Source organism: Pseudomonas sp. NPDC088890, from assembly GCF_044900155.1.
Taxonomy (GTDB): domain Bacteria; phylum Pseudomonadota; class Gammaproteobacteria; order Pseudomonadales; family Pseudomonadaceae; genus Aquipseudomonas; species Aquipseudomonas urmiensis.
Genome location: NZ_JBJDNG010000013.1, coordinates 96,314 through 115,597, shown reverse-complemented (window position 1 = coordinate 115,597; position 19,284 = coordinate 96,314). Strand labels below are relative to the sequence as shown.

Genomic DNA, 19,284 nt, shown 5'->3' with positions numbered 1-19,284 from the left:
CATGTCCACTGCCAATACTGCTTCTTCCGGTTTCGATATCAAACGCAGCCTGCTGGAGACCATCGTCGCGGGCTTGCTGGCACTGATCGTGTTCGGCCCGGTGGTCGGCGTGGTGCTCGATGGCTACACCTTCAATGCCGAGCCAAGCCGTGTCGCCTGGCTGGTCGGCGGGGTGATGGTGGGGCGCTTCCTGCTCAGCGTGTTCTTCCAGAGCGGCACCGGCCAGCGCATGCTGCAAGGCTTTGAAAGTGGCGGCTCGGGTGTGCATGTGCTGGCGCCCGACTACAAGTCGCGGCTGCGCTACGTCATCCCGGCGCTGATCGTGATCGCGATCGTGTTCCCGATCTTCGCCAACAAGTATCTGCTGACTGTGGTCATCCTCGGCCTGATCTACGTGTTGCTGGGTTTGGGCTTGAACATCGTGGTCGGTCTGGCCGGCCTGCTCGACCTGGGCTATGTGGCGTTCTACGCCATCGGCGCTTATGGCCTGGCGCTGGGCTACCAATACCTGGGCTTGGGCTTCTGGAGCGTGCTGCCGCTGGCGGCCATCGCGGCGGCGCTCGCCGGCTGCATATTGGGCTTCCCGGTGCTACGCATGCACGGTGACTACCTGGCTATCGTGACCCTGGGCTTTGGCGAGATCATCCGGCTGGTGCTGAACAACTGGCTGTCATTCACCGGTGGACCGAACGGCATGCCGGCGCCGTCGCCAACGTTCCTGGGCCTTGAGTTCGGTCGCCGGGCCAAGGACGGCGGGGTGCCGTTTCACGAGTTCTTCGGGATCGACTACAACCCCAATATCAAATTCCTGTTCATCTACATCGTGCTGTTCCTGGTGGTGCTGGCGGTGCTGTACATCAAGCACCGACTGACCCGCATGCCGGTCGGGCGCGCCTGGGAAGCGCTGCGCGAAGACGAGATCGCCTGCCGCTCAATGGGCCTGAACCACGTGCTGGTCAAGCTTTCGGCGTTCACCATCGGTGCGTCCACAGCCGGCCTTGCCGGGGTGTTCTTCGCCACCTACCAAGGCTTCGTCAACCCGTCCTCGTTCACCTTCTTCGAGTCGGCGCTGATCCTGGCGATCGTGGTGCTCGGTGGCATGGGTTCGACCGTTGGCGTGGTGATCGCCGCATTCGTGCTGACCGTGGCACCGGAGCTGCTGCGCAGTTTCTCCGAATACCGGGTACTGCTGTTCGGCGTGCTGATGGTGCTGATGATGATCTGGCGACCGCGTGGGCTGATTCGCATCAGCCGCACCGGGGTAGTCCCGCGTAAAGGAGTGGCGCCATGAGCGACGAAATCATTCTTTCGGTCGAACACCTGATGATGCAGTTCGGCGGCATCAAGGCGCTCAGCGATGTCAGCCTGCAGGTCAAGCGCAACCAGATCTTCGCCTTGATCGGCCCCAACGGCGCTGGCAAGACCACCGTGTTCAATTGCCTGACCGGCTTCTACAAGGCCAGTGGCGGGCGCATCGAGCTGAATGTGCGGGGTAACCGCACCGACGTGATCCAGCTGCTCGGCGAGCGCTTCCAACCAACCGACTTCGTCTCGCCTGCGCGCTTTGCCAACCGCCTGTACTACAAGATGTTCGGCGGCACCCATCTGGTCAATCGCGCAGGCTTGGCGCGGACCTTCCAGAACATTCGCCTGTTCAAGGAAATGTCGGTGGTGGAGAACCTGTTGGTGGCCCAGCACATGTGGGTCAACCGCAATCTACTGGCCGGGGTGCTCAACACCAAGAGTTATCGCAAGGCCGAAAGCGATGCTCTGGATCACGCCTTCTACTGGCTGGAAGTGGTCGATCTGGTTGACTGCGCCAACCGCCTGGCGGGCGAACTGTCCTACGGTCAACAACGCCGCCTGGAGATCGCCCGGGCCATGTGCACGCGGCCGAAGATCATCTGCCTGGACGAACCCGCCGCCGGCCTCAACCCGCAGGAGACCGAGGCGCTCAGCCGCATGATCCGCGTGCTGCGTGATGAGCACGACATTACCGTGGTGCTGATCGAGCATGACATGGGCATGGTCATGAGTATCTCCGACCACATTGTGGTACTCGACCACGGCAACGTCATCGCCGAAGGCGCCCCGCAGGAAATCCGCCACAACCCGACTGTGATCGCCGCCTACCTGGGTGCAGACGAAGAGGAACTGGTATGAGTGCACCCATTCTCGAACTGAAGGACCTGGACGTGTTCTACGGGCCAATCCAGGCGCTGAAGAAAGTCTCGATGCACATCAACGAGGGCGAGACGGTCAGCCTGATCGGCGCCAACGGCGCGGGCAAGTCGACCTTGCTGATGTCGATCTTCGGCCAGCCGCGCGCGGCGTCTGGGCAGATTGTCTACCGTGGCACCGATATCACCCGCAAGTCGTCGCACTACATCGCCTCCAACGGCATTGCCCAGTCGCCGGAAGGGCGGCGGGTGTTCCCCGACATGACCGTCGAGGAAAACCTGATGATGGGCACCATTCCCATTGGGGATAAGCATGCCGCCGAGGACATGCAGCGCATGTACGAGCTGTTTCCACGCTTGAAAGAGCGCCGGACCCAACGCGCCATGACCATGTCCGGTGGTGAACAGCAGATGTTGGCGATTGCCCGGGCGTTGATGAGCCGGCCCAAGTTGCTGTTGCTCGATGAGCCGTCGCTGGGGCTGGCGCCGATCGTGGTCAAGCAGATCTTTGCCACCTTGCGCGAGCTGGCCAAGACCGGGATGACCATCTTTCTGGTCGAGCAGAACGCCAACCATGCGCTGAAGCTGTCTGACCGCGCCTATGTGATGGTCAACGGGCAGATTCGCATGACCGGAACGGGGCAGGAGTTGTTGGTCAACGAAGAGGTGCGTAACGCTTATCTGGGCGGGCATTGAGGTTCGGGGCCGCGCTGCGGCCCTGTGCCAACGGCCATGTGGACAACTTGTCGCATATCTCGCCAGAGCCACCTCAGAACCCCGCTCCAAGTCATTGTTTCCACAGGCACAAAATTGTCCCCGGATAATGTGGAACCGCCTGTGGAAAACATGGTGGCACTCCGCTGTGAGCCACGATTATCAAGGCCTGCAAAGATCTGTTCGTTTTTTGATCAAGCGCTGTTTGTGCTTGATTTTCTTGGGATAACTTATCCCTTCGCAGGCCCCCACCAAACGCCAACTATCTGTGGATAACTCTGTGCAAAAGCCTTGGACAGACTGCTGCAAGCGGCACCGCTGAAAGCCTTGCGCCATCAGCGATGGGATATCCCCAGGCTGCTTGCCTGAACATCCATTCACTCCCCTGACAAGTTGCCCCCATTCTGTGGGGAAAGCCCTGTGGATAACATGCGCATAGCCCGCGCGCTCCCCTCTGCTACAAGGCTTTGCCAGGTTTGTACGTTTTTTGAGCAGGGTACAAAACGGCTTGCTGGCGCCGCCAGTGGCGGGCATGCTTCAAGGCCTGTCGACGACCCCCTTATTGCGAAGGAGAACCGCATGACGTCCACCCTATTCATCACAGGTGCCACTTCTGGTTTTGGCGAGGCGACTGCCCGTCTGTTTGCCGATGCCGGCTGGAAACTGGTCCTGACTGGCCGACGTAAAGAGCGCCTGGATGCGCTGTGTGCCGAACTCTCGGCCAAGACCGAAGTGCATGGCATCGTTGTCGACGTGCGTGATCGCGCGGCCATGGAGCAAGCCATCGCCAACCTGCCGCCGGCCTTCGACAAGCTGCGCGGACTGGTCAACAACGCAGGCTTGGCGCTGGGCGCGGACCCGGCGCAGAAGTGCGATCTGGACGATTGGGAAACCATGGTCGACACCAACATCAAAGGCCTGATGTACACCACCCGCTTGCTGCTGCCACGGCTGATCGCCCATGGTCGCGGTGCGTCGATCCTCAACGTCGGCTCGGTGGCTGGCAACTATCCGTATCCGGGCAGCCACGTGTATGGCGGCACCAAGGCTTTCGTCGGCCAGTTCTCGCTGAGCCTGCGCTGCGACCTGCGCGGCACGGGCGTGCGCGTCAGCAACATCGAACCGGGGCTGTGCGAAAGTGAGTTCTCGCTGGTGCGCTTTGGTGGCGACCAGGCCAAGTACGACGCCACCTACGCTGGCGCCGAAGCGATCCAGCCGCAGGACATCGCCGAGACCATCTTCTGGATTCTCAATCAGCCGGCGCATATCAACATCAACAGCCTGGAGCTGATGCCAGTGAGCCAGGATTGGGCCGGGTTCTCGATCGATCGTTCGGCCAAGGGCTGATTTTAAGACCAGCGCGGGCAAGCCCGCTCCGACAGGGATAGCGACACCCTGGAGCGGACTTGCCCCGCGATAGCTTCAGCTCAACCGCTGCAAGCCTTCCAGGCAAGTCGCCAAGTGATAAGGCGTCGTCGACGGCATGTCATGCCGGCTGACGGTGCCGCTGGCATCCAGGCATTCGTTCCAGCCACCGGCGTGCAGGAATTGCTCTTCCATCGCGACCAACTGCTCCAGCAACTTGCCATCACTGCCTGCACGCAAGGCCAATGCCCGCAGATATTCCGCCTTGGCCCAAATGCGTTGGGTCGGGTCGATGACTTTGCCCTCGACATCCAGCATCGCCAGAACCGCTGAATCCTTCACCCCATACTGCTCGGCGTAGCCGAATGCCCGGCTGATGGACACGTGCAGCGGGCTGTCACGCAGCAGTGGCGAGGTATCGAGCAGGAAGAACCATTCGAACTGATGGCCCGGCTCGAACCAGTTATCCACAGCGCCGCGCGGTTTTTCCAGCATCAGGCCCTGTTCGGGCTCGATGAAGTGCGTTTGCAGCGCCTCGCACAGCTGCAGCAAGGCCTGCTGAACCGCTGCGTCGTCACGTACTTGCAAGGTCTGCAGGAAGGCTTCGGCCAAGTGCATCTGTGGATTCTGCAATGGGCCGCTGCCCAGGTCCGACCAGTCCTCGGCAAGGCTCGCTTCATACAAGCCGTCGTCGCGAGCGAAGCGCTCGGCGACGATTTCCAGCGCGGCGTTGAGCGTGGACTCGACCAGACTCTCGCGCACCTTGCCCAAGTAATGGGCACAGGCGAAGACGATGAAGGCGTGGGTGTACAGGTCTTTGCGGCGGTCCAGTGGCTGGCCGGCGGCGTCGACGCTGTAGAACCACCCGCCGTGTTCGGCGTCGTGAAAGTGCCGTTGCAGGGAACGAAACAGCGCTGCGGCCCGCTCGGCTGCGCCCGGTTGCTCGATGCGGCTACTGAACAGGTACAGCTGACGAGCGACGGCCATGGCGCGGTAGCGCTGTACCGGCAGTGGCTGATGCTGTGCGTCGAGCGCCTCAAAGGGCAGCGCCAGCTCGGCATTCCACCCCGGACCCTGCCACAGCGGCACGATCCGCTCGGCAAAATGCTGGCGGAAGCGGGCCAGGCGGGTGGTCAGCTCGGGCAGGGTGGGGCGGGGGTCGGACATGGAAGCGCTCGTCGCAATCGGGCAGTGCGCCATGGTAGCAGAACTGGTGAATGACTCTTGATTCTCAGGCGCATGCAAGGGGCGAAAATGTCTGCTTCAAGGCGAAGGGCTAAGTCCCTGCCAATGGCGCGCACCGACAAAGATGAAGCGCAGCTGTTGAGTGATCTTTTCCTGCGCGGTCAGCGGCTGCGGGTCCAGCGGGTCGGGGCTGTCGATCAGTTCGGGCAGGGTGGCGAACACGGTCTTGACCACCAGATCGGCCATCACGCTTAGCGCGGCTGCGTCCAGGTGCTTCCAGCGTGGCATCAGGCCGAGGTCGGTGGCCAGGTCCGAGCTGATGTCCTGGCGCAACCTGGCGATGGCCTGGCGCACCGGCTGCGAACCGCCGTATTGCTCGCGGGCGAGGAACAGGAACTGGGCGCGGTGGGCAGCAACCATGTCGAGGAAGATCCGCACCGAGGCATCGGTAATGCCGCCTAGCTCGAATTCGTTTTGTCGCACCAGGCGGATGGCGTGGCGGAAGGTGGCGTCGACCTCTTCGACCAGCGCCAGGCCGAGGGCGTCCATGTCCGGGAAGTGTCGATAGAAGCCAGTTGGCACGATGCCAGCGGTCTTGGCCACTTCGCGCAGGCTGATGCTGCCGAACCCGCGGCCACTTTCCATCAACTGGCAGGCGGCATCGAGCAGGGCCTGGCGGGTCTGGAGCTTCTGTTCGGCGCGCGGCAGCATGGGCAGGATTCTGTGACTGTACGGCTGGGCATTCTGGATAAAAAAACAAAGCCCGGTCAATGGACCGGGCTTGGAGGATAGCAGGCGCAGTGTCGAGGGTTGTTCTTTTCGGCCATGGCGATCAGCTCATACGGCTGATTTCAACCAGACGATCCGAGCCACCTTCGGCAACCCGGCCAGTGCGTTCGATCAGGCGATCCGAGCCACCCTCGGCAACCCGGCCAGTGCGTTCGATCAGGCGATCCGAGCCACCTTCGGCAACCCGGCCAGTGCGTTCGATCAGGCGATCCGAGCCACCTTCGGCAACCCGACCAGTGCGTTCGATCAGGCGATCCGAGCCACCTTCGGCAACGCGCGCTGCACGTTCCTGCAAGCGTTCAGCGCCACCTTCGGCCAAGGTGTTCAGCGGTTGGGCAACTGTAGCCGAGCTCGAACGCGATTCGGCGGTCAGGTGTTGATCCTGAGCGGGCAGGGCGAAGGCGTTGGCGGCGGCGATGGACAGGGTCAGGCTCAGCAGCAGATGGCGTTTCATGATTTCGGTGCTCCTCTGGGGGGCTGGAAAGTGGGTACGAAGCCAATGCTACTCCCGGTAACTCCAGAGAAAAGTTCATAAGGCTAATGGTAACAATCGACGGTATTGATACTCAGTTGCGACCCGTCTATCTCGCGTGTTTCTGGGGCTTAGGTGGCGATTTAATGGTTGGCTCGATGGGTAACAGCCGAGCTGGGAACAGACCAAAAGCTGAGAGGGGTGTCAGGAAATTCTTGGTTATCATGGGTTGTTCGATTAAACCCCGCAGCTTTTCATCAGTCCGACATACTAAGTGCCATCGTCGTGCCCGCCTTGTGCCATGCAGTCAGGAGAATTACGCAATGACGCGCCCTGCCAGAATCTTCACCTGGATCTTCACCAGCCTGATCACCGTGCTGGCGATACTGGTGGTGGTCATCGCCACGTTCGATTGGAATCGCGCCAAGCCGCTGCTCAACGAGAAGGTCTCCGAGGCCTTGCACCGGCCCTTCGCGATCAACGGCAACCTCGCTGTGCAGTGGCGCACGGAGCCTGAAGAGGGCGGTTGGCGAGCCTGGGTGCCCTGGCCGCACTTCATCGCCGAAGACCTGACTCTGGGCAACCCTGACTGGCTCAAGGAGCCCACCATGGTCGGCCTGGAGAAGGTTGAATTCCGCCTCTCGCCGTTACCGCTGATGTTCCAGCAGATCGTCATTCCGCGCATCGACCTGACCAAGCCTACTGCCAACCTCAATCGGCTGGCTGATGGCCGTGCCAACTGGACCTTCGATTTCGGCCCGAAAGATGAAAACGCCGAGCCGTCGAAATGGGTGCTGGACATCGGCGCCATCGGTTTCGACCAGGGCAACGTCAGCTTCGATGACCAGACCCTGAAAACCAGCATGAAGGTGCAGATCGATCCACTGGGCAAGCCAATCCCGTTCAGCGAGATCGTCGGCAAGGCCAGCGCCGAGAAAGCCGGTGGCGCCCAGGACTATGCCTTCGGCCTCAAGGCGCAAGGCCGCTACAAGGGCCAGCCGGTGTCCGGTACCGGCAAGATCGGTGGCCTGTTGGCCCTGCAGGACGCCCGCCAGCCGTTCCCGCTGCAAGCGGATGTGCGCATTGCCGACACCCATGTGGTGCTCGCCGGCACGCTCACCGACCCACGTAACCTGGGCGCGCTCGACCTGCGCCTGCGCCTGGCGGGGAGCAGCCTGGGCAATCTCTATCCGCTGACCGGCGTGACCTTGCCGGATACCCCGGCCTATTCCACCGACGGCCACTTGCTCGCCAACCTGCATGCGCCTAAAGGCGCGCGGTTCAGCTACGAAGGCTTCAACGGCAAGATCGGCGACAGTGACATCCATGGTGACCTGGCCTTCGTCGCCAGCCAACCGCGGCCGAAGTTGACTGGCAAGTTGGTCTCCAACCAGCTGTTGTTCAAGGATTTGGCGCCGCTGATCGGCGCTGACTCCAACGCCGAGCAGAAGGCTCGTGGCGGTGCCAGCAAGCAGCCCACCGGCAAGGTGCTGCCGGTCGAAGAGTTTCGCACTGAGCGCTGGCGCGCCATGGACGCTGACGTCAGCTTCAGCGGCAAGCGTATCGTGCACAGCGAGCAATTGCCGTTCAACGACCTTTCGGCCCATGTCCTGTTGGAGGATGGCGTGCTGCGCCTTGAGCCGCTGCGCTTTGGCGTGGCAGGTGGCAACCTGGCGTCGAACATCCGCCTCGATGGGCGCAGTGTGCCCTTGCAGGGCCGAGCCAAGCTCACTGCCCGGGGCTTCAAGCTCAAGCAATTGTTCCCCAGCTTTGCGCCGATGCAGACCAGCTTTGGTGAGCTCAATGGCGATGCCGACTTGAGTGGCCGGGGCAATTCGGTGGCGGCCCTGCTGGGTACTTCCAACGGCGATCTGCGCCTGTTGATCAACGATGGCGCGATCAGCCGCAGCCTGATGGAGATCGCCGGGCTGAACGTGGGTAACTATGTGGTCGACAAGTTGTTTGGCGACAAGGATGTGAGGATCAACTGCGCTGCGGCGGATGTCGGTATCAAGGATGGCCTGGCGACCACCCGGCTGTTCGTCTTCGATACCGAGAACGCGATCATCTACGTCAACGGCACGGCCAACTTTGCCAGCGAGCAGTTGGATCTGAAGATTACCCCGGAGTCGAAGGGGGTGCGCTTGTTCTCGCTGCGCTCGCCCTTGTACGTGCGCGGGCCGTTTGCCAAACCCAATGCTGGCGTGCAGGCAGTGCCGCTGGCATTGCGTGGGGCAGGGATGGTGGCGTTGGGGCTTGCTGTAGGGCCTGCGGCGGGGTTGTTGGCGCTGATTGCGCCGAGTGGCGATGTGCCTAATCAGTGTACGCCGCTACTGGAGCAGATGCGGGCGGGGAAGGCGCCGACGGCGGTCAAAGCCAAGAAGTGAAGCGAATCGTACACATACGTGGGAGCGGGCTTGCCCCGCGATAGCGATAGTGAATTCACCGACGCTATCGCGGGGCAAGCCCGCTCCCCCGTAAGGGTTTGAATCAAAGGCCTTGGAGCAGATCCGCCATGTCATCGGCGTGCTCTTCTTCCTGCGCCAGGATGTCCTCGAAGATCCGCCGAGTCGTTGGGTCACTCTCACCAATGAACTGAATGATCTCGCGATAGCTATCGATCGCGATGCGTTCAGCCACCAGGTCTTCCAGCACCATTTCCTTCAGCGAGTTACCCGCCACGTACTGTGCATGCGAGTTCTTGCTCAGGTTGTCCGGATTGAAGTCCGGCTCGCCGCCCAGCTGGACGATCCGCTCGGCCAGCTTGTCGGCATGCTCCGACTCTTGGTTGGCGTGCTCGAGAAACTCCGCGGCAGCAACACTGGCCTTGATACCACTGGCCATGAAGTAATGGCGCTTGTAGCGCAGGACACATACCAGCTCGGTTGCCAGCGACTCGTTGAGCACACGCAGGATCTTCTCGCGATCAGCGCTGTAGCCCTCGGTCACCGCCCCTTGCTCGACATGCTGGCGGGCACGCTCGCGCAGGGTTTTCACATCGGTCAGTTCAACGTTGCTCATGGTTATCTCCGAAGATTCAGGGTGGTCAGGGTGTCAGGAGGGCTCAGGCGCCGGGCACGGCTTCCTTGTCCTCTTCTCGTTGCTTGCAGGTCTTGAAGCCCTTGGCGTCGACATGGCCAGTGGCATCGAAGCGCACGTAGTAGGGCTGTTGGTGGCCGTCGCGGTTGAGGATGTAGTCGTTGCAGGTGCCGCCGTGGGGCAGATCGATGACATTCGATGGGCTGCCGCCGATGGCAATCACCTTCTGCATGGTCATGCCGTGTTCGACCTGCTTGACCAGCGGTTCATCGCGGTAGGTGACGTAGTCGACCGGGTTCTCTGGGCGGCTGCCGCAGGCGGCCAGAGTGGCGCTGGCCAGAAGGATTGCCAGGGTCTGCTTGTACATGGTCCCGCTCCTTGCTCAGGGTCTGTTTGGTTTGGAACCGCACGACGCGCCAGGAGTTCGATTGCGATGTTCATCGACATGGCGCTAGTGTTGGCCGACTGACCATGGAGAGGGATGGGCGATGAACCAGGATCTGGCCACGCGTTACCCGTTGGTGCTGGTGCCGGGAATGCTCGGCTTTGTGCGGCTGCTGCTCTATCCCTATTGGTTCGGCATCGTCACCGCGTTGCGTAAAGGTGGCGCGCAGGTGTTCCCGGTGCAGGTGTCGCCGCTGCATTCGAGCGAAGTGCGCGGGGAGCAGTTGCTGGCGATCATCGAGGACATCTGCCAGCGTACCGGGGCTGAGCGGGTCAATTTGATCGGCCACAGCCAGGGCGCGCTGAGCGCCCGCTATGCGGCGGCCAAGCGGCCAGACCGAGTGGCCTCGGTGACCTCGGTGGCAGGCCCCAATCATGGCTCGGAGCTGGCCGATTACCTCGATCACAAGGCACCTGGCGACTCACCCCACGGACGCATCCTCAAGGCTCTGCTACATGGCTTGGCAGTGTTGCTGGTGTGGCTGGAGACAGGTTGGCGCCGCGATCCACTGCCAATCGATGTGCACGCCTCGCATCAATCGCTGACCCACCATGGCGTGGCTCGCTTCAACCAGGCTTATCCACAGGGCCTGCCAGAGGTGTGGGGTGGCGAGGGCGCGTATGAAGTCAATGGCGTGCGCTACTACTCCTGGTCCGGCACCCTGCAACCAGGGCGCACTGATCAAGGACGCAATCGCTTCGATGGCAGTAACCGCTTCTGCCGCTTGTTCGCCCGCACCTTCGAGCGCGAGAAGGGCCAATGTGACGGCATGGTCGGGCGCAACAGCTCGCACCTGGGCCAGGTGATCGGCGATGACTATCCGCTGGATCACCTGGACATCGTCAACCAGTCACTGGGCGCGGTCGGCAAGGGCGCCGAGCCGGTGCGACTGTTCACCGAACACGCCGCTCGGCTCAAGGCTGCCGGGCTGTAGCGGCGCGGCGTACGGGGGTGGTCCAACGCTCGGCGAGCAGTACCCCGGCCAGGGTCAGCAGGCCGCCATACAGGTGATAGGCGGCCAGCTGTTCGTCCAGCACCCAGGCGGCGATCAGCGCCGTCACTACCGGCAGCAGGTTGAAGAACAAGGTCGTGCGGCTTGGCCCCAGGCGATGCACGGCCTGCATCCACAGTAGCGGGGCGATCATCGAGGCCAGTACGCAGGCGTACAGCACCAGGCTGAGGTTGTGTGGGTTGAGCCCGGTTTTCGCCGACAGCAGGAACAGCGGCAGCAGTACGATGATTGCCACCAGCACTTGCAGGTACAGCAACTGCAACGGCGGCAGGCGCAATTGCCACTTCTTCAGCAGGAAGCTGTACAGGGCGTAGGCGAAGGTCGCCACCAGCATCAACAGGTCGCCGCGATTCAAACCCTGGTCGAGCAACCCCAGCGGGTGGCCGGCCGACACCACTTCCAGGACCCCAACGAAGGACACCAGCGCCCCCAGCAGTGCGCCGAAGGTCAGCCGCTGGCCGAGCCAGGCGATCGACAGGGCCAGGGACATCAACGGCATCAGCGAGAGAATGATGCCCATGTTGGTGGCGCTGGTGATCTCTGCGGCGAAGTAGGCCAGGCTCTGGTACAGGGCCATGCCGAGGATGCCGAGGATGAAGATCTTGCCCAGGTGCGGGCGGATTGCCGGCCAATTGCGCCAGACCTTGGGCAGCAGGAACGGGGTGAACAGCAGGCCAGCCAGCAGCCAGCGGTAGAAACCGATTTCGGCCGGGAAGATGGCACCGGCCGAGAGCTTGGTGACTACTGTGTTGCCGGCCCAGATGAGGATGGCCATGAGGGGGAATGCGTAGTTCATGTAGCGGGGGCTCTTTGGCTAACGATGAGCGTGGGAGCAGGCTGCGGTGGTGAGTTCACTGCCGCTATCGCGGTGCAAGCCCGCTCCCACGATGACCGCCATTATCCTTCTGTCTGTATGCAGACCTATACTCGTATCCAGACAACCCACCCCTAGATCCAGACAATGGCCGGCAAATACCTCGACATCCCCCAGTTCGACCAGCTCCCTGCCCCGGTCTACTTTCGCTACGACGAATTCGGCGCCGACACCATCAGCGCGCCCCATCGCCACACCTGGGGCCAGCTCAACTACGCCGCCCACGGCGTGATGCACCTGGATGTCGACGGCCAGCGCTTCATCTCACCGCCGCATCTGGCGGTGTGGGTGCCGCCCGGCTGCGAGCATGGTTGTTACAACCCCCAGGCCATCGTCTATCGCTCGGTCTATCTGCACCGCGACCTGTGCCACGACTTGCCGCAGCAGCCCTGTAGCCTGGTGATCAGCGACATCCTCAAGGCGATCCTCAGCGATTTTGCCCGTCGCGACCTCAAGGTCGCCCAGGATCAATGCGACCTGCGCCTGACCCAAGTCCTGCTCGATCAGCTGCACCTGTCGCCGACCCAGGCCTGCTACCTGCCGTTCGCCCGCAGCGAAGGCTTGAGCCAGATCCTCGACGCCCTCAGCGCCGAGCCAGGCGACAACCGCCCCTTGGCCGACTGGGCCGCGCGCATCCATGTCAGCGAGCGCACCCTGGCCCGGCAGTTTCTGCGCGAGCTGGGCATGAGCTTTGGCGAGTGGCGGCTGCGCTTGCGCTTCTTGCGCGCGATCGAGGCGCTGGAGGTCGGCACGCCGATCCAGTCGATCGCCTTCGATCTTGGTTACAGCAGCGCCTCGGCGTTCATCGCCATGTTCCAGCGCCAGGCGCACTGCACGCCGCAGCAGTATCGCCGGCAGGCGCGCGCGGCCTGAGCAGGGGGTGGCCATTGTTGGCTACACTCAGGCGCATGTCCGTGCATCGGGCGCGGAGACAAGGAGACCACTCCATGAAGATGCTGCAAGTGCCGTTGCTGGTGTTGGGTGTGCTGATCAGTGCACAGGGATTCGCCGCCACTGCCCAGCAGGAAAAAATGAAGACCTGCAATGCCGAGGCTACCGAGCAAACCCTCAAGGGCGATGAGCGCAAGGCGTTCATGAGCAAATGCCTGAAAGCCACCCAGCAGGAAAAGATGAAGAGCTGCAACGCCACCGCGACCGAAAAGGCGCTCAAGGGCGATGAGCGCAAGGCCTACATGAGCGACTGCCTGAAGAAGAAATGACCTGCGCCTATGTTTGCCGGGCGAAGGCTGGCAGACTGCGGATCTTTTCCGCTGTCTGCCCCTGAGGCTGTATGACTTTCACCCCTCGCCAAGTCACCCTGGCCAGCTGGATCATCGTGTTTGCCGGCCTGCTGCTGGCGCTGCCGCTGAAGTTGCTGCCGAGCCTGCTGGCCGGCCTGCTGGTTTTCGAACTGGTCAACATGCTTACCCCCAGGTTGCAGCCATTGATCGCCGGGCAGCGTGCGCGCTGGCTGGCCGTGGCGCTGCTGGGCACCCTGGTCGTCACTACCCTGACCCTGTTGATTGCCGGCGCTTTCAGCTTCCTGCTGCACGAAGCGGAGAACCCTGGCGCCTCGTTGGACAAGTTCATGGGCCTGGTTGAGCGCGCCCGTGGCCAGCTGCCGCCGTTCATCGAAGGCTACCTGCCGGCCAGTGCGGCCGAGTTCAAAGTGGCGATTGGTGACTGGCTCAAGAGCCATCTGGGTGAGCTGCAGCTGGTAGGCAAGGGCATGGCGCACATGTTCGTCACCTTGCTGATCGGCATGATTCTCGGCGCCATCGTCGCCTTGCAGCGTATCCCGGACATTTCCCGGCGCAAACCACTGGCCGCCGCGCTGTTCGAGCGTCTGAGCCTGTTGGTCCAGGCGTTTCGCAATATTGTTTTCGCCCAGATCAAGATTTCCCTGCTCAACACCTTCTTCACCGGGATCTTCCTGGCGGTGGTGTTGCCGATGTTCGGCGTGCACCTGCCGCTGACCAAGACCCTGATCGTGTTGACCTTCCTGCTGGGGCTGCTGCCGGTGATCGGCAACCTGATGTCCAACACCCTGATCACCATCGTTGGCCTGTCGCTGTCGATCTGGGTGGCGGTGGCGGCGTTGGGTTACCTGATCGTGATCCACAAGGTCGAGTATTTCCTCAACGCGCGGATCGTGGGTGGGCAGATCAGTGCCAAGTCGTGGGAATTGCTCTTGGCCATGCTGGTGTTCGAGGCGGCGTTTGGTTTACCGGGGGTGGTGGCGGGGCCGATCTACTACGCCTATTTGAAGAGTGAGTTGCGCCGGGCTGAGTTGGTCTGAGGGTTGAGTTCGTCAGTACCTGCCTCTTCGCGGGCAAGCCCGCTCCCACAGGGTTCAGTGCAACGGTTACTACGCTGCTGAGCCTGTGAAATTTGGTTCAGCGCAATCATCAGAACAACGCTGAACCTGTGGGAGCGGGCTTGCCCGCGAAGAGGCCGGGACAGACTGGCGAAATGACTCAGACAGTTCCGTAGCGCTTGCGCGCCTCGATTGCCAGACCACTACCAATGCTGCCAAAGATATTGCCTTCGACATGCCGGGCATTGGGCAGCATCGCCGCCACGCTGTTACGCAGCGCCGGAATCCCGCTCGAACCACCGGTAAAGAACACCGTATCCACCTGGCTCTCAGTGACCCCGGCCTTGTTCAGCAACTCGCTGACACTGCCGCGTACCCGCTCCAGCAAACCGTCGATGGCCTCCTCGAACACCGCCCGAGTCAGCTCCACGCCCAGCTCAGGCTCGATCCGCCGCATGTCGATGCGCCGGCTCGGCTGCTCGGTCAGTTCGATCTTGCTGGCTTCCACTTCCATAGCCAGCCAGTGCCCGGCGCGCTGCTCGATGACCTTGAACAGGCGGTCGATACCCAACGCGTCTTCGATGTCATAGCGCATGCTGCCCAACGCCAGCTGCGATTTCTGCGAATACACCGAGTTGATGGTGTGCCACGTCGCCAGGTTCAGGTGGTAGCTGGTCGGCATCAGGGCGCCGCTCTTCATCCGGCTGCCATATCCGAACAGCGGCATCACGCCCTGCAGGCTCAGCTGTTTGTCGAAGTCGGTCCCGCCGATGTGCACACCGCCAGTGGCGAGGATGTCGCTCTGGCGCTCATCCAGCAGATGACGTTCCGGCGACAGGCGGATCAGCGAGAAGTCGGAAGTACCCCCGCCGATGTCGACGATCAGCACCAGCTCTTCGCGGTCGATGCCCGACTCATAGTCGAAGGCCGCAGCGATTGGCTCGTATTGGAACGACACGTCCTTGAAGCCGATCTTGCGCGCGACGTCGGCCAGGGTGTCCTCGGCCTCCTGGTCGGCAGCCGGGTCTTCATCGACGAAGAACACCGGACGGCCCAGTACCACCTGCTCGAACTCACGGCCGGCAGCGGCCTCGGCACGCTTTTTCAGCTCGCCGATGAACATCCCCAGCAGGTCCTTGAACGGCAGCGCGGTGCCCAGCACGCTGGTATCGTGCTTGATCAGCTTGGAGCCGAGCAGGCTCTTGAGCGAGCGCATCAAGCGCCCTTCGTAGCCTTCCAGGTATTCGTGCAGGGCCAGGCGGCCGTATACCGGGCGACGCTCCTCGATATTGAAGAAGACCACCGAGGGCAAGGTGATCTTGCCTTCTTCCAGGGCGATCAGCGATTCGGCACCCGGGCGGTGCCAGCCGACCGTGGAGTTGGAGGTACCAAAGTCGATGCCCAGGGCGCGGGCCGGGGATACGTCGGACATGAAAAATAGCTTCCGGAGGCAAAACGGCCGCGCAGTTTATGCCAGTGGCCAGCAGAATCAAGACCAGTCGTCTGCTCTCGAGCAACCCCAAGCGGCCCTTGAAAGGCTATGCTTGACCCCTATCTTCAGAAGCAACGTGCAATTTCTCATTGGTGATCCATAGATGGACTTCAAAGACTATTACAAGATACTCGGCGTAGAGCCTACTGCGGACGACAAGGCGATCAAGGCCGCGTACCGCAAGCTGGCGCGCAAGTATCACCCCGATGTCAGCAAGGAGCGCGACGCCGAGGACAAGTTCAAAGAGGCCAACGAGGCCTACGAAGTGCTCGGCGACGCGCAGAAACGCGCCGAATTCGACGAGATCCGCAAGTATGGCGGCCAACATGGCCGGCCGTTCCAGGCCCCCCCTGGCTGGCAGAGCCGGGGAGGCGCGGGGGCTGGCGGTGGCTTCGAAGGCGGCGATTTCTCGGATTTCTTCAGCTCGATCTTCGGCGCCCGTGGCGGCAGCCCGTTCGGTCGTGGCCAGCAGCAACAACAACGTAGCGCGGGCAGGCGAGGGCAGGACGTGGAACTGGAGCTGGCAGTCTTTCTTGAAGAGACGCTGAACAATGAGTCCAAGCAGATCAGCTTCCAGGTCCCGCAGACCAATGGCGCCGGCCAGCGTACCGGGTTCACCACCAAGACCCTCAACGTCAAGATTCCAGCCGGCGTTGCCGACGGCGAGCGTATCCGCCTCAAAGGCCAAGGCGCGCCCGGTGTCGGCGGCGGCGCCAATGGCGACTTGTTCCTGACCATTCGCATGGCACCGCACCCGCTGTTCGATGTCGAAGGTCATGACCTGATCATCACCGTGCCGCTGGCTCCGTGGGAGGCTGCGCTGGGTACCAAGGTTGAAGTGCCGACCCTGAGCGGCAAGATCAACCTGACCATCCGCCCCGACAGCCAGAGCGGCCAGCGCCTGCGGATCAAGGGCCGGGGCCTGGCGACCAAGCACGGCGAGCGTGGTGACTTGTACGCCCAGCTCAAGGTGGTCATGCCGACCCAGTCGGATGCCGAGACCCGCGAATTGTGGAGCAAGCTCTCCGAGAAAGCCGCGTTCAATCCGAGGACACAATGGAGTAGTTGATCATGAGTAGCACCCTGATCGTTCAACTGGACATGCGTACCCTCTGTCAGGAAGCCAACCTTTCGGCCGACTGTGTGATCGAAATCGTCGAACATGGGATTGTTGAACCTTCAGGGCGAACGCCTGAAGACTGGCTGTTCGACGACCGCGCGCCGGTGACGGTCAAGCGTGCGGTGAAGCTGCATGATCAGCTTGAGCTGGAGTGGGAAGGGGTAGCGCTGGCGCTGGAACTGCTTGAAGAAGTGCAGCATCTGCGCAGTGAGAACAGCATGCTCCGGCAGCGGTTGGGTAGATTCATCCAGATGTGATGTCGCCTGTACCGGCCTCTTCGCGGGCAAGCCCGCTCCCACAGGTGCTGCACAGGCCATGAGTGTTGTGCGGCCTCTGTGGGAGAAGTTATGTCGCCTGTACCGGCCTCTTCGCGGGCAAGCCCGCTCCCACAGGTGCTGCACAAGCCATGAGTGTTGTGCGGCCTCTGTGGGAGATGTTATGTCGCCTGTACCGGCCTCTTCGCGGGCAAGCCCGCTCCCACAGGTGCTGCACAGGCCTTGAGTGTTGTGCGGCCTCTGTGGGAGAAGTTATGTCGCCTGTACCGGCCTCTTCGCGGGCAAGCCCGCTCCCCCAGGTGCTGCACAGGCCATGAGTGTTGTGCGGCCTCTGTGGACGATGTGATGTCGCCTGTACCGGCCTCTTCGCGGGCAAGCCCGCTCCCACAGGTGCTGCACAGGCCTCGAGTGTTGTGCGGCCTCTGTGGGAGATGTGATGTCGCCTGTACCGGCCTCTTCGCGGGCAAGCCCGCTCCCACAGGTGCTGCACAGACCATGAGTGTTGTGCGGCCTCTGTGGGAGATGTTATGTCGCCTGTACCGGCCTCTTCGCGGGCAAGCCCGCTCCCACAGGTGCTGCACAGGCCTCGAGTGTTGTGCGGCCTCTGTGGGAGATGTTATGTCGCCTGTACCGGCCTCTTCGCGGGCAAGCCCGCTCCCACAGGTGCTGCACAGGCGATGAGTGTTGTGCGGCCTCTGTGGGAGCGGGCTTGCCCGCGAAGAATCCAACACGGAACTCAGGTTGGATCGGCACCCGGATTTAGCACCAGCTGCATGAAGGTCAAATCCAGCCAGCGGCCAAACTTCACCCCCACCTGCGCCATCTGCCCGGTGATCACGAACCCCAGCCGCTCATGCAGGCGCACCGACGCCGCATTGCCACTTTCGATCGCGGCCACCATCACATGCTTGCCACACGCCCGTGCCCGTTCCAGCAGTGCCTGCATCAGCACCGGGCCCAGGCCCTTGCCGCGCTGGTCATCGCGCACGTATACCGAATGCTCGACGGTGTAGCGAAACCCTTCGAACGGCCGCCAGTCGCCAAACGAGGCATAACCCAGCACGCCACTGGCATCCACCGCCACCAGGATCGGATAAGCCTGCTGCGCCCGCGCCGCAAACCAGGCTTGGCGGTTGGCCAGGTCGACCGGGGTTTCATTCCATATCGCCGTGGTGTTGCGCACGGCATCGTTGTAGATGTCGAGGATGCCCGGCACATCGCCTGGCAGGGCATCGCGGATCTCGTAACTCATGACAAGCGTCTCGCAGGGGGAATGGATGCAGATTAAATGGTTACCAGCCCGCGTACACCTTCGGCCTGCATGTTTTCACCACGCCCCTGCTGGATGATCTCGCCACGGGCCATGACCAGGTAGTGGTCGGCAAGCTCGGCGGCAAAATCGTAGAACTGCTCGACCAGCAAGATAGCCATGTCACCGCGGTCGGCCAGCGTGCGGATCACCGCGCCAATCTCCTTGATCACCGAGGGCTGGATGCCCTCGGTCGGTTCGTCGAGGATCAGCAGCCGCGGACGGCTGGCCAGGGCGCGGCCGATGGCCAACTGTTGCTGCTGTCCACCGGAGAGGTCGCCGCCGCGGCGTTGCTTCATCTGCTCCAGCACCGGGAACAGCTCGTAGATGAACGCCGGCACCTCGCGGGCTTCGCGCGCCGGGAAGCGCGACAGGCCCATCAGCAGGTTTTCCTCGACGCTCAGGCGCGGGAATATCTCGCGGCCCTGGGGCACATAGGCGATGCCGGCGTGGACCCGTTGTTGCGGCTTGAGGTTGGTGATGGTTTTGTTTTCCCAGTGCACGCTGCCTTCGCGTGCCGGGACCAGGCCCATCAGGCAGCGCAGCAGGGTGGTCTTGCCCACCCCGTTGCGCCCGAGCAGGCAGGTGACTTCACCGATCTTGGCCTCGAACGACAGGCCGCGCAGAATGTGGCTGCCGCCGTAGTACTGGTGCAGGGTGTCGATTTTCAGCATGAGTAGTCCCTTGATGTCCGTG

At 62.3% G+C, this 19,284-nt stretch carries 20 protein-coding genes; 11 read left to right on the top strand and 9 right to left on the bottom strand.

Features of this window, described 5'->3' with window-relative positions; all coding sequences use genetic code 11:
- Window position 1: 1 nt before the first annotated feature.
- The 4 genes from livM to ACI2JX_RS22225 all read left to right on the top strand — a co-directional run bounded on the left by livM (window position 2) and on the right by ACI2JX_RS22225 (window position 4,241).
- Window positions 2-1,291 (top strand): high-affinity branched-chain amino acid ABC transporter permease LivM, encoded by a 1,290-nt coding sequence (livM, locus tag ACI2JX_RS22240; protein ID WP_264236777.1) that lies wholly within the window; start codon window positions 2-4, stop codon window positions 1,289-1,291.
- Window positions 1,288-2,163 (top strand): ABC transporter ATP-binding protein, encoded by an 876-nt coding sequence (locus ACI2JX_RS22235; RefSeq protein WP_186555580.1) that lies wholly within the window; start codon window positions 1,288-1,290, stop codon window positions 2,161-2,163. The genes livM and ACI2JX_RS22235 overlap by 4 nt, the downstream gene beginning before the upstream one ends.
- Complete coding sequence (locus tag ACI2JX_RS22230) at window positions 2,160-2,876, top strand: ABC transporter ATP-binding protein (protein WP_264236779.1); 717 nt, start codon at window positions 2,160-2,162, stop codon at window positions 2,874-2,876. Before ACI2JX_RS22235 ends, ACI2JX_RS22230 begins: the two co-directional genes overlap by 4 nt.
- Window positions 2,877-3,473: 597 nt before the next feature.
- Window positions 3,474-4,241 (top strand): SDR family oxidoreductase, encoded by a 768-nt coding sequence (locus tag ACI2JX_RS22225; protein ID WP_404690995.1) that lies wholly within the window; start codon window positions 3,474-3,476, stop codon window positions 4,239-4,241.
- Window positions 4,242-4,316: 75 nt separating this feature from the next.
- Here the strand turns inward: ACI2JX_RS22225 and ACI2JX_RS22220 are convergent, their stop codons facing one another.
- The 3 genes from ACI2JX_RS22220 to ACI2JX_RS22210 form a co-directional block, all read right to left on the bottom strand.
- On the bottom strand, window positions 4,317-5,426 hold the full coding sequence (locus tag ACI2JX_RS22220) for an AGE family epimerase/isomerase (protein WP_404690994.1): 1,110 nt from the start codon (window positions 5,424-5,426) through the stop codon (window positions 4,317-4,319).
- Window positions 5,427-5,522: 96 nt separating this feature from the next.
- Entirely contained in the window at window positions 5,523-6,155 is a 633-nt protein-coding gene (locus ACI2JX_RS22215) for a TetR family transcriptional regulator (protein WP_186555576.1), read from the bottom strand.
- A 121-nt stretch (window positions 6,156-6,276) separates the two neighbouring features.
- Window positions 6,277-6,687, bottom strand: a complete 411-nt coding sequence (locus ACI2JX_RS22210) for a phage infection protein (RefSeq protein ID WP_264236783.1) — start codon at window positions 6,685-6,687, stop codon at window positions 6,277-6,279.
- A 341-nt stretch (window positions 6,688-7,028) separates the two neighbouring features.
- Here ACI2JX_RS22210 and ACI2JX_RS22205 point away from each other — a divergent pair, with 341 nt between their 5' ends.
- The gene (locus ACI2JX_RS22205) at window positions 7,029-9,092 is read left to right on the top strand and encodes an AsmA family protein (protein WP_404690993.1); all 2,064 of its coding nucleotides are present in this window, start codon (window positions 7,029-7,031) and stop codon (window positions 9,090-9,092) included.
- Window positions 9,093-9,195: 103 nt separating this feature from the next.
- Here the strand turns inward: ACI2JX_RS22205 and ACI2JX_RS22200 are convergent, their stop codons facing one another.
- Entirely contained in the window at window positions 9,196-9,726 is a 531-nt protein-coding gene (locus ACI2JX_RS22200) for a bacterioferritin (RefSeq protein ID WP_186555573.1), read from the bottom strand.
- Window positions 9,727-9,769: 43 nt separating this feature from the next.
- A complete protein-coding gene (osmE, locus tag ACI2JX_RS22195) occupies window positions 9,770-10,111 on the bottom strand; it encodes an osmotically-inducible lipoprotein OsmE (RefSeq protein ID WP_186555572.1) in 342 nt (113 codons plus the stop codon).
- A 121-nt stretch (window positions 10,112-10,232) separates the two neighbouring features.
- Here osmE and ACI2JX_RS22190 point away from each other — a divergent pair, with 121 nt between their 5' ends.
- The gene (locus ACI2JX_RS22190) at window positions 10,233-11,123 is read left to right on the top strand and encodes an alpha/beta fold hydrolase (protein ID WP_404690992.1); all 891 of its coding nucleotides are present in this window, start codon (window positions 10,233-10,235) and stop codon (window positions 11,121-11,123) included.
- Here the strand turns inward: ACI2JX_RS22190 and ACI2JX_RS22185 are convergent.
- Window positions 11,104-11,997, bottom strand: a complete 894-nt coding sequence (locus tag ACI2JX_RS22185; RefSeq protein WP_186555570.1) for a DMT family transporter — start codon at window positions 11,995-11,997, stop codon at window positions 11,104-11,106. The two genes, ACI2JX_RS22190 and ACI2JX_RS22185, sit on opposite strands and share 20 nt — an antisense overlap.
- 165 nt (window positions 11,998-12,162) lie before the next feature.
- On the opposite strand from ACI2JX_RS22185, the gene ACI2JX_RS22180 reads away from it, so the two are divergent.
- The 3 genes from ACI2JX_RS22180 to ACI2JX_RS22170 all read left to right on the top strand — a co-directional run bounded on the left by ACI2JX_RS22180 (window position 12,163) and on the right by ACI2JX_RS22170 (window position 14,374).
- Complete coding sequence (locus tag ACI2JX_RS22180) at window positions 12,163-12,948, top strand: AraC family transcriptional regulator (protein ID WP_404690991.1); 786 nt, start codon at window positions 12,163-12,165, stop codon at window positions 12,946-12,948.
- Between the two features lie 74 nt (window positions 12,949-13,022).
- Entirely contained in the window at window positions 13,023-13,295 is a 273-nt protein-coding gene (locus tag ACI2JX_RS22175) for a PsiF family protein (protein ID WP_186555568.1), read from the top strand.
- 71 nt (window positions 13,296-13,366) lie between these two features.
- The gene (locus ACI2JX_RS22170) at window positions 13,367-14,374 is read left to right on the top strand and encodes an AI-2E family transporter (protein WP_264235520.1); all 1,008 of its coding nucleotides are present in this window, start codon (window positions 13,367-13,369) and stop codon (window positions 14,372-14,374) included.
- A gap of 178 nt (window positions 14,375-14,552) precedes the next feature.
- Here the strand turns inward: ACI2JX_RS22170 and ACI2JX_RS22165 are convergent, their stop codons facing one another.
- Window positions 14,553-15,824, bottom strand: a complete 1,272-nt coding sequence (locus ACI2JX_RS22165) for an Hsp70 family protein (protein ID WP_186555566.1) — start codon at window positions 15,822-15,824, stop codon at window positions 14,553-14,555.
- A 163-nt stretch (window positions 15,825-15,987) separates the two neighbouring features.
- Here ACI2JX_RS22165 and cbpA point away from each other — a divergent pair, with 163 nt between their 5' ends.
- Window positions 15,988-16,953 (top strand): curved DNA-binding protein, encoded by a 966-nt coding sequence (gene cbpA, locus ACI2JX_RS22160; RefSeq protein ID WP_264235522.1) that lies wholly within the window; start codon window positions 15,988-15,990, stop codon window positions 16,951-16,953.
- Window positions 16,954-16,955: 2 nt separating this feature from the next.
- A complete protein-coding gene (locus ACI2JX_RS22155) occupies window positions 16,956-17,261 on the top strand; it encodes a chaperone modulator CbpM (protein WP_264235523.1) in 306 nt (101 codons plus the stop codon).
- A 754-nt stretch (window positions 17,262-18,015) separates the two neighbouring features.
- On the opposite strand, the gene ACI2JX_RS22150 is transcribed toward ACI2JX_RS22155, so the two are convergent.
- Together ACI2JX_RS22150 and urtE are read right to left on the bottom strand one after the other, a co-directional pair.
- On the bottom strand, window positions 18,016-18,531 hold the full coding sequence (locus tag ACI2JX_RS22150; protein ID WP_368971290.1) for an N-acetyltransferase family protein: 516 nt from the start codon (window positions 18,529-18,531) through the stop codon (window positions 18,016-18,018).
- A gap of 32 nt (window positions 18,532-18,563) precedes the next feature.
- Window positions 18,564-19,262, bottom strand: coding sequence for an urea ABC transporter ATP-binding subunit UrtE (gene urtE / locus ACI2JX_RS22145; RefSeq protein ID WP_264235526.1), 699 nt, complete (start codon window positions 19,260-19,262; stop codon window positions 18,564-18,566).
- Between the last annotated feature and the right edge of the window lie 22 nt (window positions 19,263-19,284).